The sequence below is a fragment of the Ruegeria sp. THAF33 genome (assembly GCF_009363615.1).
GTDB lineage: Bacteria > Pseudomonadota > Alphaproteobacteria > Rhodobacterales > Rhodobacteraceae > Ruegeria.
Genome location: NZ_CP045384.1, coordinates 2,458,827 through 2,475,234, shown reverse-complemented (window position 1 = coordinate 2,475,234; position 16,408 = coordinate 2,458,827). Strand labels below are relative to the sequence as shown.

15 protein-coding genes and 1 tRNA gene are annotated in these 16,408 nt (G+C 60.0%); 4 read left to right on the top strand and 12 right to left on the bottom strand.

Features of this window, described 5'->3' with window-relative positions:
* Positions 1–52 precede the first annotated feature (52 nt).
* Positions 53–128, top strand: a tRNA-Trp gene (locus FIU92_RS12360).
* Between the two features lie 427 nt (positions 129–555).
* Here FIU92_RS12360 and FIU92_RS12355 read toward each other — a convergent pair.
* Positions 556–1,482: an alpha/beta fold hydrolase gene (locus tag FIU92_RS12355; protein WP_152458902.1), complete on the bottom strand. Its 927-nt coding sequence runs from the start codon at positions 1,480–1,482 to the stop codon at positions 556–558.
* Between the two features lie 218 nt (positions 1,483–1,700).
* Between FIU92_RS12355 and lptF the strand changes: the two genes are divergently transcribed.
* Positions 1,701–2,840 carry an LPS export ABC transporter permease LptF gene (gene lptF, locus FIU92_RS12350; RefSeq protein WP_152458901.1) on the top strand — a complete coding sequence of 380 codons (1,140 nt, stop codon included), beginning with the start codon at positions 1,701–1,703 and terminating at the stop codon, positions 2,838–2,840.
* Between the two features lie 3 nt (positions 2,841–2,843).
* On the opposite strand, the gene FIU92_RS12345 is transcribed toward lptF, so the two are convergent.
* Complete coding sequence (locus FIU92_RS12345; RefSeq protein ID WP_152458900.1) at positions 2,844–3,677, bottom strand: LysR family transcriptional regulator; 834 nt, start codon at positions 3,675–3,677, stop codon at positions 2,844–2,846.
* 101 nt (positions 3,678–3,778) lie between these two features.
* Between FIU92_RS12345 and FIU92_RS12340 the strand changes: the two genes are divergently transcribed.
* Positions 3,779–4,381 carry an HD domain-containing protein gene (locus tag FIU92_RS12340; RefSeq protein ID WP_152458899.1) on the top strand — a complete coding sequence of 201 codons (603 nt, stop codon included), beginning with the start codon at positions 3,779–3,781 and terminating at the stop codon, positions 4,379–4,381.
* Positions 4,382–4,420: 39 nt separating this feature from the next.
* Here FIU92_RS12340 and speB read toward each other — a convergent pair whose 3' ends face one another.
* From speB to FIU92_RS12290, 10 genes are all read right to left on the bottom strand, one after another.
* On the bottom strand, positions 4,421–5,263 hold the full coding sequence (gene speB / locus FIU92_RS12335) for an agmatinase (protein ID WP_152458898.1): 843 nt from the start codon (positions 5,261–5,263) through the stop codon (positions 4,421–4,423).
* The gene (nspC, locus tag FIU92_RS12330) at positions 5,260–6,429 is read right to left on the bottom strand and encodes a carboxynorspermidine decarboxylase (RefSeq protein WP_152458897.1); all 1,170 of its coding nucleotides are present in this window, start codon (positions 6,427–6,429) and stop codon (positions 5,260–5,262) included. The genes speB and nspC overlap by 4 nt, the downstream gene beginning before the upstream one ends.
* Positions 6,430–6,535: 106 nt before the next feature.
* Entirely contained in the window at positions 6,536–7,759 is a 1,224-nt protein-coding gene (locus tag FIU92_RS12325; RefSeq protein WP_152458896.1) for a saccharopine dehydrogenase family protein, read from the bottom strand.
* Between the two features lie 25 nt (positions 7,760–7,784).
* A complete protein-coding gene (speA, locus tag FIU92_RS12320) occupies positions 7,785–9,674 on the bottom strand; it encodes a biosynthetic arginine decarboxylase (RefSeq protein WP_152458895.1) in 1,890 nt (629 codons plus the stop codon).
* Between the two features lie 101 nt (positions 9,675–9,775).
* Complete coding sequence (locus FIU92_RS12315; RefSeq protein WP_152458894.1) at positions 9,776–10,861, bottom strand: DUF1513 domain-containing protein; 1,086 nt, start codon at positions 10,859–10,861, stop codon at positions 9,776–9,778.
* A gap of 3 nt (positions 10,862–10,864) precedes the next feature.
* Positions 10,865–11,875, bottom strand: a complete 1,011-nt coding sequence (locus tag FIU92_RS12310; protein ID WP_152458893.1) for an imelysin family protein — start codon at positions 11,873–11,875, stop codon at positions 10,865–10,867.
* 3 nt (positions 11,876–11,878) lie between these two features.
* Entirely contained in the window at positions 11,879–13,369 is a 1,491-nt protein-coding gene (locus FIU92_RS12305; protein WP_152459909.1) for a di-heme oxidoredictase family protein, read from the bottom strand.
* 16 nt (positions 13,370–13,385) lie between these two features.
* Positions 13,386–13,871 (bottom strand): bacterioferritin, encoded by a 486-nt coding sequence (gene bfr / locus FIU92_RS12300; RefSeq protein WP_152458892.1) that lies wholly within the window; start codon positions 13,869–13,871, stop codon positions 13,386–13,388.
* Positions 13,819–14,112: a bacterioferritin-associated ferredoxin gene (locus tag FIU92_RS12295; RefSeq protein WP_152458891.1), complete on the bottom strand. Its 294-nt coding sequence runs from the start codon at positions 14,110–14,112 to the stop codon at positions 13,819–13,821. The genes bfr and FIU92_RS12295 overlap by 53 nt, the downstream gene beginning before the upstream one ends.
* 86 nt (positions 14,113–14,198) lie before the next feature.
* Positions 14,199–15,470, bottom strand: a complete 1,272-nt coding sequence (locus FIU92_RS12290) for an imelysin family protein (RefSeq protein WP_152458890.1) — start codon at positions 15,468–15,470, stop codon at positions 14,199–14,201.
* Positions 15,471–15,719: 249 nt separating this feature from the next.
* On the opposite strand from FIU92_RS12290, the gene FIU92_RS12285 reads away from it, so the two are divergent.
* Positions 15,720–16,277: a DUF2796 domain-containing protein gene (locus FIU92_RS12285; RefSeq protein WP_152458889.1), complete on the top strand. Its 558-nt coding sequence runs from the start codon at positions 15,720–15,722 to the stop codon at positions 16,275–16,277.
* The last annotated feature ends 131 nt before the right edge of the window (positions 16,278–16,408 follow it).

The following is a 16,408-nucleotide window of genomic DNA, read 5'->3' as shown; positions in this document are numbered from 1 at the left end:
CGAAAAAGCCTCTTGAGTCCGCCGCGCGGCTGTCATATCTGGGGCTCACCACAGGGGTATAGCTCAGTTGGTAGAGCGACGGTCTCCAAAACCGTAGGTCGCGGGTTCGAACCCTGCTGCCCCTGCCATCCGCATCAAAACACCAATCGGCAATCGTGCCTGGCGCGTTTCCAGCGCGTGCGGCTTTCGACTATGGCCGGGGCGAACCGGCAATCAGGACGCGTGCAGGTATTGTGAGCCGCAGTGCAACCAAACCCTATACGCCATCAAAAAATTCCGGCCCAGAGTGTGAACAGCGTCACTGACGGATGTTGGAAAGTCTGGTTGTCTGAGAATGTCAAAGAGTTGGCGTTCAGGTTCTGCACAGAACGCAGGTTTTCAATTTCTCCCTTGTGACTGGGGCGCGCTTGAGGTCGAGCGCGCCCTTTCCGTTTCTGGTCAGCAACGCATACTGACGATATCAGAACGTGCAGAGATTCTGCCCAAAGCCGGTGCTTGAGCAAAACCCGCAAAATCGGGCTTTGCACCAGAGAAAGTCGTGTGGCGGCCGGTCGGTCAGGCCAGCAGCGCCAGATCCCCGATATTTGTCTTGTGCCGGGTCGGCATCGTTTTTACCGAATGGCCGTCGATCGTCAGGGCGAGGTCCTCATAAAACCCGCCGCTGTCGAACCACCAGCGATGCGACTTCATCATCTTGCGCTGTCCTTTGGGGACGTCTCGTTGATATTGGTGGTCACAGAAAATATCCCAATGACCTTTCGAGGTCAGCTTCGGCATCCCGACACGACCGGCGCGACGCCGACCGCCGTGAACAATCCCGCCGGCCAGGGCCAGCACCTTGTCTTTCCGGCTGTAGTAATTGGTGAACCGCTTGCACCGTTTTTTCAGGACCAGATCGCCCCATGCGCCCTTTTCCAGCCATTCTGAATCGATGTCCGCTGACGCGAACATGACCTGATCCGCCGACCATATCTTGTTGCCGGGCCCGGCCGAATCCCCGAAGTCAGAGAATGCGCGCAGTACCACCAACGCTCCCATGGAATGAGCGATCAGATGCACCTTGGGGCGCGGCGACATTCCCAACAGCGGCAAGATTCCGTCCCCCACCAGATGCGGTGCCACCGCCTTGGCATCGGAGCGGTCCGAGTCATAGGTGTGCACCGATCCGTCGCTGGGCCAGTCAAAGGCAACAACCGCGCCCTGATACCCGTTGCCCCTGAGATTGGTTTCTATTTTCCCCAGCCGGTCCAGCATGTCCTTCTGGCTGGTGTTGAAGCCGTGAACATAGATCAGGACGGCCGAATCCCCGCCCTCCTGTCGCACGAGATCCAGCCATTTGGCTTTTTTGACAATACTTCCCTTACGAATTTTTCCACCGGGGCTTTGCTGGGTGATGTGAACATATCTGGTCTTTGCCGCCGGCTTAAACGTGAACTTTTTCTTCTGCGCGTTATAGGTGCGGCGGGAAAAAAACAGTGCCATTATTCAAACTCCATTCTAATCAATCCGTAAAATGTGCCATGAGCCGCCGTTTTCACAAAGCGTAATCTCCCGGCCCTTCTGGTGCCAAAACGGGGATGTGCGATGAAGCCGGTATGCGCCAAGGTTGCATACAGGGGCATCCTGACGTCCAATGCCTGTTTCCTCTGCCGACTTAATGCCCTAGTGTCCGCTGCAAACGAACACACGCACGAGGCCCCATGTCGCGTTTTGATGGATATTTCCTGCGGCAATTGCTGATTCTGTTTGGCTTTTTCACCTTGGTGCTTGTCGGTGTGTTCTGGATCACCCGGTCTGTCAGCCTGTTTGACAGGGTCATCAGCGGTGGGCAGTCGGCAATGGTCTTTCTGGAATTCACCGCGCTGACTTTGCCGACCCTGATCCGCACGGTCATGCCCATGGCCGTGTTTGCCGCCGCCGTCTATGCCACAAATCGCCTGAGCCGCGAAAGTGAGCTGACGGTTATGCTGGCCACCGGATCCAGCCCTTGGCGGCTTGCCCGGGCGGTGCTGCTGTTCGGTGTGATTACCGGGGTGATGATGGCGATCATCAGCGTGTTCCTGCGCCCGGCCTCGGTGGAACAGCTGGAAATCCGGCAAGCCGAAGTGGCCGGAGATGTGACGGCTCAACTGCTGAACGAAGGCGAGTTTCTGCACCCCGCCGAAGGTGTCACGGTTTACATAGGCAGCATTGATCTGGACGGCACACTCCACGAAGTTTTCGTGTCTGACCGCCGCGATCCTGAAAACGCGGTCAGCTATTCAAGCGTAACCGCCTATCTGGTCAACAATGATGCGGGCATCCACCTTGTGATGGTTGATGGGGTTGCATTGCGCCTGAACAAGGAAGGCAAAGTGTTGTCATCGACCCTGTTCCAGGACGCGTCCTACGACATCTCGGAACTGACGAATACAAATCCGATGGCCCGGCGCAGCCTCGAAGCTATTCCAACGGCGGACCTGATCCGCAACCGGGATGAGGTTTCAGCCACGGAAGGGTTCAGCCAAGGCAAGCTGATCGAAGAGCTGCACCAGCGGTTCTCGTGGATCGCGATATGCATCGCCGTGGCGCTGGCCGGGTATTCAACCCTGATGCTGGGCAGCTTTTCCCGGTTTGGATTGTGGCCGCAGATATTGGGTGCCTTCACCATTCTTGTGCTGCTTGAAGGAGTGCGCGGGTTTGTTTCCCCGGTGGTGATCGATGACCCGGAGCTTTGGTTTCTGCTGTACCTTCCCGCAATCATAGGGGTGCTGATCTCGGGCCTTTTCCTGCTTGTTGCTGGTCGGCCGCTGATGCGAAAACGGCAGCGCGCGTCCCAGATCATGCCGACGCCGGCCTGAGTTCTAGCCGCGAAGATCCACCAAACAGCTGTGAATGTCGTCAAATTCCTCGCGATCACCGCGGGTGACCAGATACATGGGCAGCGGCAAGCTGATACTGTCCTCGACCCGCTCCAGAGCACCCGAGGCCAAGTGTTCGGAAATGACGTAATCGGGGAAATAGCCGTTTCCGCCTCGGTGCAGAACATATCGCAGCGCCATCATGCAATTGCCAAGAAACACTGTCTGACCCGACGCCCGTCGCGCAGCCGATCTGACATGGTCCTGATAGACCTCGCCCAGTTCAAGGTTGACGAAGATCATGTCATCGTCCGTGCCGTCAACCTGTGGCGTCCGGACCAGGGACAAAAGCTCGGGTTCAAGCGCGTACCATGTGACACGCCGGTCCGCCGGCTTTTCATGTGTGATCGCCGCGTCCAGCACATGGGTTGCCACCGCTTCTACCATGTTCAGGTCGTGGTCATAGTTGAGCGTCAAAAGCAATTTGCCAAAGCGCTGTTCAAACCGAACCGCCAGGTCCACCAGCAACGGATCCCAGATGCTGAGCTGGCCCCCCAACCGCAGCGCCGGGCGGTTCTGTGCCTGTACCGGCAGGTCGCGCGATGCAAAGCCCCAAAGGGACAACATCTGTTCCGCATAGGGTTTGAACTGCCGGCCGAACTCGGTCAGCACCGTTCCGCCGGCACCGCGCGTGAACAGCGCCCTGCCGGTTTCCTCCTCGATCAGGCGAATACGCGCGCTGACAGCGGTCTGCGTCACATTCAACTTGCGGGCGGCGGCATGAAAGCCACCGGCTTCGGCCACGCAGAGAAAGGTTTCCAGAGCTTTGAATTGCATGTCGAAAGTATTTTTTGATCATTGTGATAAAATCAATTCATTTTTTTGGAGCTTGGTTTCGAACTACGCTTCCGTTCAGGACATATGCCAAAGGATCAGCCATGCTGGACAAAAGCCACAAACCCACCTGGACCAGTTTCGAGACAGCCACCAAAGCCGACTGGGACGCCGTGATGGAGTACGAAGAGGCGTATAATGCGGCCCTGCCAGATCGCATCCTCGATGCCATCCGCTCGTTGGACGAAGAATGGACGCCCTATCCGGTGAACCGCTACCAGCACAGCCTGCAAGCCGCGACACGTGCTTACGAGGACGGTGCGGATGAGGAACTGGTGGTGGCGGCGCTGATCCACGATACCGGCGATATCCTGTCACCCTACAATCACGGAGAGCTGTCAGCGGCGATGATGAAGCCTTACGTCAGCGAAAAGACGTATTGGATTCTCAAGCATCATTGCGTGTTTCAGGGATATTACTACAACCACCATCTGGGCGGCGACCGCAACGCGCGCGACAAATATCGCGACAGTCCTTATTGGGAAGATTGTCGCTATTTCTGCCATGAATACGATCAGAAGGCGTTCGACCCGAATTATCCGACCAAGCCGCTGGAGTTCTTTGAACCCATGTTGCGCCGCGTCCTGAACAGGGGCGAAGGCCATATGGAGCTGAACGAAACCGCCGATGACGGCAAAACCGGCTAGGAACCGGATCAGGCGGGCCAGCCCGGCCCGCCTGCCTGTTCAGCAGCTCGCCATCAGGCGATAGACGATCTGCGCCGCGGTGAAATCCCAGGCGGCATTGCCGTCGGGGGCCAGTTCGACCACGTCGAAGCCGACGCAGCGGCGGCCCTTCAGGGCGTGTTCGACGAGGCGAAGCGCCTGATAGTATCCCAGCCCGCCCGGAACGGGCGTACCGGTCGCGGGCATCTGCGCCGGGTCCAGTCCGTCAACGTCAAAGCTGACATAGACCAGTTCGGGGAAATCCTCGGGCAGGTCGACGGCATGGATGTTGCCGGTGACCAACTCTTCGGCATCCACGTGGAAGACGCGATTCCTCAGGCGGCTTTTTGCTTCCTCGGTGGAAAAGGCGCGCACGCCGAACTGGGCCAGTGGGATACCTTCCTCGGCCAGCAGGTGCATGACCGAGGCATGGCTGTGCCTTTCCCCCTGGTAGGCGTTGCGCAGGTCGGCATGGGCGTCGATCTGCACGATACCGACGGGCTGACCCAGGGCGCGGGTCACCCCCATGACCGCGCCATAGCTGAGCGAGTGTTCACCGCCCAGCGTGACCGGCACCTTGCCGGCGCGGATGGCGGCCTCGGTGCGCTGGGCGAGGCGCTCCATGACATCCGGCAGCGGGCCGTCGCAATCCAGCGGGGCTTCGGTAAAGATGCCTTCGACGCAGGGTTCGGCGTGGCCGGTGATGCGTTCGAGTTCATTGCTGGCCGCGATGATTGCGGCGGGGCCGTTTGCCGTGCCCGAGCCGTAGGAGACCGTGCGTTCCAGAGGCACAGGGATCACGCGGAACCGGGCGTCTTCGCTGCGTTCGGCGTCGGTCAGTTCGCTGTCGAGGAAAATGCTCATGAAAGTCTGTCCTTAAAGTCGTCGTAGCCGAATTCCCTGATGATCTTCAACTCATCGGTTTCGCTGTTCCACAGGGCGATGGTGGGCAGGGGCACGCCGTTGAACGTGTTGGTCTTGACCATCGAGTAATGCGCCTGATCGAGGAAGGCAAAGCGCTGCCCGATTTTTAGCGGTTCGGCCCAGGTGTAGTCGCCGATCACATCGCCCGCCAGGCACGAGGGGCCGCCCAGGCGATAGGTGTGGCCGGTTTCAGCCTCGTCCATCAGGGCGGGGCGATAGGGGGCCTCGATCACGTCGGGCATGTGGCAGGTGGCCGAGATGTCGGTGATCGCCAGATCCATGCCGTTGTGCGGCAGGTCGAGGATTTCGCCCACAAGGATGCCCGCATCCAGCGCCACCGCCTCGCCGGGTTCCAGATAGACCTCGACGCCGTATTTGGCACGGATGTGTTTGATGAACTCCACCAGCCCGTCGCGGTCATAGTCGCTGCGGGTGATGTGGTGGCCGCCGCCGAAATTCAGCCATTTCAGGCCGTTCAGGAATTGTGCCAGCTTCGGTTCGACCGCGGCCCAGGTGCGCGCCAGCGGTTCGAACCCCTGTTCGCAAAGCGTGTGCATATGCAGCCCGTCCACGCCTTCCAGCGCCTTGGCGTCCAGCTGGCTGACCGGGGTGCCAAGGCGCGAGCATGGGGCGCAGGGGTCGTATTTCGCAACCTCGCCTTCGGAGTGTTCAGGGTTGATGCGCAGCCCGACCTGCCGCCCGGCGGCCTGTGCCTTGGCTAAGAAGCGATCTTTCTGCGCGGGGCTGTTGAAGATGACGTGATCCGACAGCGCGAGGATCTCGTCGATGTCGGAATCCTTGTAGCCCGCGCAGAAGGTCGCGACCTCGCCGCCATATTCCTCGCGGCCCAGCCGGGCCTCGTAGATGCCGCTTGCGCAAGTGCCGCCGAGATACTGTCGCACCAGAGGGGCCAGAGCGAACATCGAGAAGGCCTTGAGCGCCGACAGGACATGCGCGCCAGAGCGCTCACCGATATCGGCCAGAACCGCCAGATTTCGCTCCACCGCCTTTTCGTCGACGACGAAGCAGGGTGACGGCACGCGTGTCAGGTCGAAGTGGCGGAAGGCGCCGGCGTCTCCGGCCTGTGTGGTCATCATGTCGGACATGTCGGGCGTCTCCGATTGTGAAAAGGCCGGGGGGCCTGCCCCCCGGACCCCCCGGGATATTTTCAGCCAGATGAAGCAGGGCGGTCGCGCGGACCGCCCCGAGGGATCAGAAGTCGACGGGCCCGTCGAGTTCGTGGACCTGCCAGGGAAGGCCGTGGGTGTTCAGCATGTCCATGAAATCGTCCGGGTCGAGCTGTTCCATGTTCCACACGCCCGGTTCGCGCCAGTTGCCTTTCAGCAATTGTGCCGCGCCGATCATCGCGGGGACGCCGGTGGTGTAGCTGACGGCCTGGCTGCCGACCTCGCGATAGCATTCTTCGTGGTCGCAGATGTTGTAGATGTAATAGGTTTTCTCGCCCGAGCCGTCCTTGGCCTGACCCGTGGCGATGTCGCCGATGCAGGCCTTGCCCTTGGTTTCGGCGCCCAGATCGCCGGGATCGGGCAGCAGGGTTTTCAGGAACTGGATCGGGATGATTTCCTTGCCGTCATGCATCACCGGGTCGATGCGGGTCATGCCGACGTTTTCCAGCACTTTGGCATGGGTGATGTAGGCATCGCCGAATGTCATCCAGAAGCGGGCGCGCTCGATCTCGGGGAAATGGGTGCTGAGCGATTCCAGTTCCTCGTGATACATCAGGTACATGTTCTTGGGGCCGATGGCGGGGAAGTCGAACTCGACCTTGTGGGTCATGGCGGGAGAGTGCTTCCATTCGCCGTTCTCCCAGTGGCGCACTTCGGCCAGGACTTCGCGCAGGTTGATTTCCGGGTTGAAATTGGTGGCGAATTCCTGATCGTTCTGGCCGCCATTGGCGTCCAGAACGTCGATCTGGCGGATCGTGTCCAGCTTGTGTTTCTTGAGCCACTTGGCAAAGACGGATGTAACACCCGGATCGAAGCCCGAGCCGAGGATCGCGGTCAGGCCGGCCTGTTTGAACCTGTCCTGATAGGCCCATTGCCAGTGATATTCGAACTTGGCCTCGTCCTCGGGCTCGTAGTTTGCAGTGTCGAGATAGTGGCACCCGGCCTCGAGGCAGGCGTCCATCAGCACCAGGTCCTGATAGGGCAGGGCCAGGTTCACCAGGATTTCCGCGCCTGTTTCCTTGATCAGCTTGACCGTGTCTTCGACCTTGTAGGCGTCAAGCTCGGCGGTGGCGATGTCAACGCCCACGCGCTCTTTTACCGATTTGGCGATGGTGTCGCATTTTGACTTGGTCCGGCTGGCCAGTGTGATTTCGGTGAAGATGTCCGAATTCATCGCCATCTTGTGCACGGCGGCGTGGGATACGCCGCCCGCGCCGACAACCAGTGTTTTGCCACTAAGTGAACCCATGGGGGTAATCTCCTCTCACAGGGGGTTATTCGTAATAGGTGTAGCCGTTGATCGAGTCGCGATAGGCGCTCATCAAGGTTTTGCGGTCCTTGGCCTTCAGAGTACCGGTCGAGATCGCCTCGTCCACCATTTTGCGGAAAGCGGCGACGCAGTCGGTGGGGTCGAATTCGACATAGGACAACACCTGGCTGATCGTGTCGCCCTCTTGTTCGTGCAGCAAGTCGAACCCTCCGTCAGCGCGCAGGTCGATGGTGACGACGTTGGTGTCGCCAAAGAGATTGTGTAGATCGCCCAGCGTTTCCTGATAGGCGCCGACGAAAAAGACGCCCATGAAATATTCATCATCTTCGGGCAGGGTATGCACCGGCAGACTGGGTGAAACACCGTCGGCCAGGATGAACCGGTCGATCTTGCCGTCGCTGTCGCAGGTGATGTCGGACAGGACTGCGCGGCGGTCGGGTGTCTGGTTCAGGCCCTGCAAGGGCACGATCGGATGCAGTTGGTCAATGGCCCAGACGTCTGGCAAGGACTGAAACAGAGAAAAGTTGCAGTGGTAGATATCGGCCACTTTCTCAAGCTGGTCGTCCACGTCGGTTTCCAGATCGTCACTGGCCGCCAGCGCCTTGAGGCGGGCCATCAGCGACAGGTAGATCCGCTCCGCCCGGGCCATCTGGCGCAGGTCTACATATCCACGGCGGAACAGGGCGCGCAATTCGTTGCGATAGAAGGTGGCGTCGTTCCAGCATTCCTGAAGACGGTCTTTGCTGAGATAGCCGTGCACTGCGGCAAGGTCTGAAACCATGTGGTGATCGTCGGCTTCAACCTCGGGGCCGTTGGGCGCATCATAGAGCGTGCTTTCCAGCACGTTGAACACCAGCATCGACGACGTCGCCACCACCGCGCGGCCGCTTTCGGTGACCAGCGTCGGGTGGTCCACCGCGGCCTCGTCCATGGCATAGGCCACGGTTTCCACCACATTGGCGCAGTATTCCTCGACCGTGTAGTTGATCGAGTTTTCAGCCGCCTTCTTTTCACCGGTATAGTCCACACCCATTCCACCGCCGAGGTCCAGATGGGTCAGCGGCACGCCCTCGCGCGTCAGTTCGGTGTAATAGCGGCAGGCCTCGCCCACCGCGCGGCGCACGTCGTTGACGTCCTGCACCTGAGAGCCCAGATGCGAGTGCTGCAACTTCAGGCAATGCAGAAGGCCCGCGTCGCGCAGCTTGTCCACCGTGGCCACCAGTTGATCGGTGTTCATACCGAAAGCCGAGCGGTCCCCCGAGCTTTCTTCCCATTTGCCGCTGATCTGGTTGGTCAGTTTCACCCGCACGCCAATAAGCGGTTCGACCTCCAATTCCTTGTAGACCTCGATCACCGTGTCAGCCTCTTTCGGGCTTTCAAGAACGATCACCGTGTTGAACCCGATCTTGCGGGACAGGATGGCCAGCTGGATGAACTCGGCATCCTTGACGCCGTTGCAGACGATCAGCGCTTCGCTTGCCAGCCGATGTGCCAGCGCGATCACCAGTTCGGGTTTGGACCCGGCCTCGAGCCCATAGTTGTACTTCTTGCCGAATTCGACGATCCGGTCGACGACCTGGGCCTGCTGGTTCACCTTGATCGGAAACACACCGCGATAGCTGCCCCTGTAACCGACGCGGGCGATGGCGTCGCGGAAGCTTTCGTTCAGATGCGCGATCTCGTGTTCCAGATAGGAAGACACGCGCAGAACCATCGGGGCCTTGATGCCTCGGTCGTCCAGATCGCTGAGAATACCGGGCAGGCTGATCGCGCCAACCTCGGGGGCCAAGGGATTGCGCAGACCGATTTCGCCCTGCTCCGTCACCTCGATGAGGCCTTTGCCCCATTTCTCAACTCCGTAGATGGAATGCGGTGCGTCGGGCGTCTGTTTCAATCAAGTCGGTCCTTAACGTAGGGGTGCCAGTTTCGCGCCCGCCAATACGGCAGCTGTTTGATTCTTCCAAGCCTAAACTATGTGACGGAAAAATCCGAATTTCATGCCGGTGGGGTGATCGGGACGAGATGATTGTCCCACTGGCACTTCGCGCGGGTCCGGATCTCGGGGTGCGCAGTGGCCAACGCGCCGAACACACCGGTTCCGGTGGTGAAAACCAAACCGCTTGGGCCCGATCCAAGCCCGCAGACATCCTCAAGCTCGAACGCATCGCTGAAAGTGCCACTGGCCACGTCGAACCGATGCAGCGCATTGCCGCGCGGACAGGTTATGGCAACGGTTGCACCATCCGCCGAAAACGCGATGCTGCCGGCATAGCCTTGCAGCGTGCTCTGATCCTGCTCAGGCGCTGACAGAAGGTGCGGGGTTTCCCCCTGACGGTGCAGGCCCAGCAAGGGCGGATGTTCGGCCTTGCTGCCCTGCCACTGCATTGCAAAGCCCACCAGCCCGTCGCGACGGACCGCCAGATGGCGGATCGAGTTCTTGTGAAGGGCAGCCGCCAGCGACACCTGTTCCTGAACCAGGCCCGACAGGGAAAGGTAGGTCAGATTGGGCTTCATCGTCGGCAGGTTCAGCTTCGTGCGCCCGGTTTCGGGATGGGTTTCGATCCCGCCATTGGCAATCACAAGCGTTTTCCCACCCGGCATCAGACGCATGTCATGCGGCCCGACGCCGCCGGACGGGAATTCGCCCAAGCGCGCAAATGTTTCGGCGTCCCAGACGCCTATGATACCTTCTCCGGCCTCGTAATCGTTTTCAGCGGCAAAGAAAATCGCGCCATCGGCTGAAAAAGTTCCGTGACCATAGAAATGCCGACCTTCCGGCGCCGTCAGCCGCGCGATCGGTGATCCCGTCACGCAATCAATCACCACGGCAAAGGTGCCCGGACGGCGCGCAAAGGCCACGGCCTGTGGTTTGACCGGATGCGCCGCCGCCGCATGACCGCGCGCGGGCAGGGGCACGGAAAACAGAAGGGTTCCCTGTGCATCCAGCCCGGCCAGTCGATACGAACCATCCGGAAACAGCCCTGCGGCCAGAAACTCCGGCCTGCCCACCGAGGCCCATCCATGGATCGGTGGCAGAGAGGTTGCAGCAAGCCCTGCAAGGAAACGGCGGCGCGATGTCATGGGTCAGTCCCCGTCCAGAGAATTGAAGCCTGCGCTGATGCCCAGGGTCGGGCCAAGTTCAGTCGACGCAATGGCGCGAATATCGTGGATGGACTGTTGCAGGGCCTCGATACGGAACCGGGCCTGCGGATCCGAAACGCCCGCCAACGCCGGGTCGTCAATGGCCTGGGCATTCTCGATGGCGCGCGCAAAGGCAGCATCCAGATCCGCGGCGATATCGGGATGATCAAAGGCCAATCGCGATGCAAGATCACGAAGGGCCATCAGTGAAAGTTCGACATGGCGCAAGGATCGCTTCGACCGCCACGCTTCGGCGCGGTTCGGGCGCGGGCGGTCGAACGTGCCCAACGGGCGACCAAGCCGAGTGTCGGCCGTGAATTCAAGACCCGTGGACAAAGCCTTGAACAGTTCCTGCATCGCTTCGTCCTGCGTTCGGTATCGGCCGTTCTCGCCGGGCCGGGTCAGGCTGGGGGCATAGCTTTGCCAGTCATCGGCCATCGCCCGCGCGTTGGCATCAATATCCGCCGCGATCGCCTGAATCAGCGTGCAGCGGTAATCCGCATTGCCCTGCTCTGCAAAGGCGGGATCGAACAGCATCCGTTCGAGTGCAAAGAACCCGCGCCCCGCTATGGATGTCTCGGCATAGGCTTCCGGGTCTTGCACGGCGTCATCCTCGGTTGCGATATGCTGGGACAGGGCTTTGGTGGTGAACCCTTTCGTGTCGGGCCAGAACGCCATGGCAAACGCACGATCATCGACCTCGGTCGGACCGAATCGCAGGTGACTGGCGGAAATCCAGCTGTCGAAGGCCGCATCATAAGCCGCGCGCAACGCCGGTGAGGTCGGATCGCAATCCACCCGCGAAGCACTGACCAGAGCCCCGGTCGTTTCCGGCAGCTTGTCGAACCTGGGCAGGATATGTGTCTCGGCAACGTCCATCAGGATCGGTGCGCGGTCCTGCGCCTGTGCGGCAAGCGGCATCATCAACGCGGCAACAAAGGTAAGAATACGCATGGGTCAGAGGCTCTCCAGAAAACGGATCAGGGCGTCGCGGTCAGTTTTCGGCATCGACACAACCGCATCGCGCGCGGCCTGGGCTTCGCCGCCGTGCCACAGGATCGCCTCGAGCAGATTGCGTGCCCGCCCGTCATGCAGAAACTGCGTGTGGCCCGAGACGCGTTCGGTCAGACCAATGCCCCACAAAGGCGGCGTCCGCCATTCGCGCCCCGTCGCGCGGGCCTCGGGGCGGTGATCCGCCAGACCTTCGCCCATGTCATGCAGCAGCAGGTCGGTATAGGGCCAGATCAGCTGAAAGCTGTGCTCGGGCCGATCTTCCAGCCGGTGGGTGACATGGGCCGGAGTATGACAGGATGCGCAGCCGATCGTGTGAAACACCTCTTTGCCGCGCAACACCTCGGGGTCGTCGACATCACGGCGGCCGGGCACGCCCAGATTGCGGCTGTAGAAATCCACCAGGTCCATACCCTGCTGATCGATCTCGAACGCGCGGGTATCGGTGTCGCCATGCGGGGCCTCGACGCAGTTCACCTGCAAGTCCGTGCAGTCCCCCTGAGGTGCCAGGTACAGCGGGCTTGAAATACCGATATCCCCGGCAAAGGCTGCGGCGGATTGCTCCATGACCGTCGGCATGCCTGCCTTGTGCCCGAACCGGCCCATCATCGGGGCGCCGTATTCAACAGACCAGACGATGTTTGGACGGCCCGAGATGCCATCCCCATCCACGTCGTCGGGATCAGCCCGGGCCAGCAGGTCTTCGACCGGGATCGCCTCCAGCAGGCCAAGCCCGATCATCTGCGGTGCGACCCGCGGGCTCAGCATCGCATCCGGGTGCAGCGGGCCATAGCCCAGATCAGCGGCCCTGTAAGACGGGCGGCGCAGCGACGCGGCCTCGCCGTCAGAAAGTTCAACGGGGACTTCTTCGTAGGAGATATCCAGCCGATATTCCGCCGGATGTCCCGCAAGCGCGAAATCCTGCATCTGCCCGCCATAGTTGGGTTCGGGCCGGGTGGCGATGTAGTCTTCGATCCCGGCATACCCGTCTTCCGGCGCACCGGGGATCGAGACCCGAAGGAACATCGAGACCGCGTTGTCATCAGGGCCGTTGGGTGTGTGCCCCCGCCCATCCTTGATATGGCAACGCTGGCAGGATCGCGCGTTGTACAGCGGCCCCAACCCGTCAGAGGCCAATGTGGATGATGGTGATGAAACCCAGATTTTCTTGAACAACCCGTTGCCGACCTTGAAATCCAGCTCCTGCTCGAAGCTCAGATTGCCCGAGGGTTGCGAGAACGCATCCGCGTCGTTGCGGACCCGGACAGTCGCCGCCCCGGCAGAGAGTTCTTCGAACGGCTGCGACACGCCATAATCCTGCGGGCGCGCGGTCACGGCCGCAATGCGGGCGCGTTCCTCGTCGGTGCGGGGGGTGAATTTCAGATGCAGGTCCCGCAGCTCGGCTGACAGGGAGGGGGTGGCCGCCAGGGCGACCACCGACAAGGCAAGAAGGCTATTCGCCTTCGTCCATTTTCGATGCGTTGAGTTGCGCATAATTGGCTTCGCCGATCCTTTCATACAGGTCGAGCTGCGTTTCGAGGAAGTCGATGTGTCCCTCTTCATCGGACATCAACTCTTCGAACAGCGACATGGAGACAAAGTCGCCGGCCTCCCGACAATATTCGCGCGCTTCCTTGTAAAGTGCCCTGGCGTCGATCTCGGCCGCCAGGTCGCATTCCAGCGTTTCCTTCGGCGTCTGACCGATCCGCAACGGGTCCAGTTTCTGAAGGTTGGGGTGACCTTCCAAAAAGATGATCCGTTCGATCAGCTTGTCCGCGTGGCCCATCTCTTCGATGCTTTCCTCGCGGCTTTTCTTGGCCATATGGCCAAGGCCCCAATCTTCTTGCAGGCGGTAATGCAGCCAGTATTGACTGACGGCAGTCAGCTCATGCCGCAGAGACCTGTTCAGATATTCGATGACCTTCGGATCGCCTTTCATCAGCCTTCTCCTGTGTTGCTCCGGCACGCAAAGTGCGGAGTTGCATGGGGACTTCCAGATTACCGCTGGCCCGCATCGTGTCTAGGAACAACGGCATGCACCCGCCACAATCCGCCGATTTGCCAAGGGCATGGTAGATTTTACCGGGGGTGATGATGGTCCGCGGATCCGCCGTGCGCATCCAGTCGATGGTGGCACGGATGTCGTGATCGGATATGTTGGTGCAGTGGCAGACAATCATTGGTCTTGGCTCGTTTCGCCGCCTTGTCAGACGATCAGTAAGGTTTGCAGGGGCCGGAAAGAAACCCTCTCCGGCCCGCTTGAAGATTAATGGAAGACGGCGTCCGGGTTATCCAGGCTGTCTGACCCTTCAAACGCAACCCCGTCCAGTTCCAGCGCAGTTACGATGCGTTCGATCGTTTTGGTCTGATCGATCAGGCCGTTGACGCCGCCCATGATCAGGGCTTCGCCGCCTTCGTTGCCGCGCTCAAGCATCTGGTCATAAGCAAATCCCGCCTCGGCCGTTGTCTTGATCTTGCCCAGGGCCTGCATGGTGGCGGCCAGTTTCGCTTTCATCTCGGTATCCAGCGCCGGATCCGTGGCGATGACCAGATCGGCCAGAGATGCGCCCGAGACCGGGGTGCCATCAATGCGGGTATAGCTGCCCAGATAGACGTTCTGGATGCCCAACCCGTCATAGTAATGGCTGTTGTGGGTGTTGTCAGAAAAGCAGTCATGTTCTTCTTCAGGATCGTTCAGCATCAGGCCAAGGCGCATCCGTTCGCCGGCTTGCTCACCATACGAGAGAGAGCCCATGCCGGTCAGGATCGCGCTGATGCCTGCTGCTTCGTTCTCCATAAGGGCTGCGCGCGCCGCTCCGCCGTCTTTCCACTGATCCGCCATCCAGGCCAGATCGCTGACCAGCAGTTCGGTCGCAGCGCTCAGATATTGCGCGCGACGGTCGCAATGGCCGCCGGTACAGTTCTCGCCCTGCGCATAATCGGTCGCTGGTCGGTTGCCGGCACCGGCGCCATGGCCGTTCATGTCCTGACCCCACAGAAGGAACTCGATGGCGTGATAGCCGGTTGCCACATTCGCCTCGATACCATCGGCTTCGTGCAGGGTGTCGCTCAGCAGTTCGGGGGTGATTTCGCTGGCATCAATGGTCTCGCCCGACAGTTGGAAGCTGGGGTTGGCGATGACGTTCAGCACGGCAAATTCGTTTTCGTCCGTCGCGCCGCCATAGGCCGCGTCGACATAGTCGATCAGACCTTCGTCCAAAGGCCAGGCGTTCACCTTGCCTTCCCAGTCATCAACGATGGCATTGCCGAAGCGATAGACTTCCGTCTGCTGATAGGGGACACGCGCAGCAACCCAGGCCGCGCGCGCCGCGTTCAACGTTGCGTCCGAGGGATCGGCGATCAGTGCGTTGACCGCATCCTGCAATTTCCTGGCTGAAATCAGGCTGTCCTCAAATTTGGCTTCCGCAATATTGGCATAGGTGTTCAGTACATCTGCCTTGGTGGGGGCATCACCCGAGATTGCGGCGGTTGCCATGCAAAATGTCAGGGCGCTGGCAGTGGTGAATAAATTGGTCATAGGATTTCGGTGCTTTCCTGTCAGAACTGTCGGATCGCGCGGGGATGCCCCGCGGGTTTCGCGAAGAAATAACTGAGTTATTTGGTCAGCAATGTCAACCTGAGTTTTATTGTCGGATATAGGCAATGATGGTTGATTCCCACGCTCCTCCCCAAATCTGGCGAGCTCCGATCCGAGGGTTAACGTTGCGTGGCAGGTGATTCGCGGTAAAATCACTGTTGTGATTCTGTTAAAGGCGGTTTTTGGTTAATGAAGTGCTCTGTTCTGGCGTTGTCTCTTTTTCCGGCAGCTCTTGCCGCTCAGGCGACGCAGATCACGCCCACCCATCAACATGGGTCCGGTCAATTGGAAATCGTGTTTGCGGACACGGAATTTACGCTGTCCCTTAGGGTTCCAAGCATTGACATAATCGGGTTCGAGACCCCGGTGGCAAGTGATGACGATCGTACGCGCGTCGCCATCGCGATTTCCGAACTGTCCAAACCACTGGATCTGTTTGTCGTCCCGCCCGACGCCGTGTGCTTTACCGCATCTGCAAACGTGATCCTGACGCATGATATTCCGGGGCAGCAGGATAACGCGGGCGAGGGGGGCACGTCATTCGCAACGGGCGAACATTCGGAATTCCAGGCTGACTACGTTGTTCAATGTCAGGATATGGATGCGCTGACCACGATGGAATTTGCGTATTTCCAGCGGTTCAGCGGGACAGAGAAACTGAACGTTCGCGTCGGATCAGGCGCGGCGACCAGCGCCCATGAAATCACGCGCGCCGCGTCCAGTCTCGATATGACGCAATTCCGTTAGAGATGGTGCTTGTACGCCCGTTTGACGTTTTGAAGCGCGCAACCGAAGCAGTTGAGCCGAGATTGCCTCGTCCATGCCTGGGGCTGCGCAGAAAACGAACACGCTGGATTGAAGGCGGAAAAACTGCTCCT